Origin of the sequence: Micromonospora sp. 15K316, assembly GCF_004348525.1 — a bacterium.
Lineage (GTDB): Bacteria > Actinomycetota > Actinomycetes > Mycobacteriales > Micromonosporaceae > Micromonospora.
In genome coordinates, this window is the sequence record NZ_SMKG01000426.1 from 1 (window position 1) to 1,037 (window position 1,037).

1 protein-coding gene is annotated in these 1,037 nt (G+C 75.1%); it reads right to left on the bottom strand.

Annotation, left to right across the window (positions count from 1 at the left end):
• Positions 1 to 1,023: NAD-dependent epimerase/dehydratase family protein (locus tag E1211_RS32135; protein ID WP_132354008.1), on the bottom strand; the 1,023-nt coding region annotated here is incomplete at its 3' end.
• Between the last annotated feature and the right edge of the window lie 14 nt (positions 1,024 to 1,037).

Sequence of the window (1,037 nt, forward strand, 5' to 3'; positions counted from 1 at the left end):
GAGGTCGGGTGCGGCCGACATCGGCGGGCTGGGGGTGTGGGCGCGTTCCGCCATACCGGCGAAGAGCTCCCGCAGGGCGGTGAGCGCGTCGACCCGCGGCAGCCAGCCCAGCTCGGTCTCGGCGCGTTCGCTGGACAGCAGCGGCACGCTCAGCGCCAGCTGCACCCAGCCGGCGTCGACCGGCTGCAGGCGCGCGTACCAGGTCAGCCGAGCGGCCGCGCGCAGCACCGGGGCCGCGACCGGCACGGTCCACCCGTGGAAGTGCCGGGCCACCAGCTCCGGAGTCAGCACCGGGTCCGCGGCCAGGTTGAAGGCGCCGCGCGCGTCGCCCAGGGCCGCCCGGGCGTACGCCTCGGCGACGTCGTCGGTGTGCACCGCCTGCATCCGCAGCCTGCGGTGGGTGGGCACGAGCGGGATCCGGTTGAACCGGAGCAGTTGAACCGGCACCAGTGGCCCCAGGAAGTAGCGACTGATCTCGGTGGCCGCGTCACGCTGGAAGTTCAGCCCGGGCCTCATCCGCACCACCCGCAGCTCCGGATGCTCCCGCTCGGCCACGTCGAGCAGCGCCTCCACCTCCGCCTTGTCCCGGCTGTACGACGACTGGGGCACCCCCGTCGCCGGCCACCGCTCGCTCACCGGGTGGTCCTTCGGACCGGCCGCGTAGACGCCCACCGACGAGGCGTACACCAGGGCCGGCACCTTGGCCCGGACCACCGCGTCGATCACCGCGCGGCTGCCGCCGACGTTGGTCCGGTGCAGCACCCGCTGGTCGTGGCTGGGCTGGATCTGCCAGGCCAGGTGCACCACCGCGCCGGCGCCGGCGAAGACCTCGGCGAGCTGGTCGGCGGCACCGGGCATGCCGATGTCGCAGGAGTGCCACTCCACCTGGTCGTACGGCTCCCCCGAGTCCGGCCCGGGCATCCGGCGGGCGACCCCGGCCAGCTCCACGTTCCGCTCCCGGCGCAGCCGGCGCAGCAGCGCCGTCCCGGCGTTGCCGCTGGCCCCGACCACCACGATCCGCATGCCCGCCCCGTACC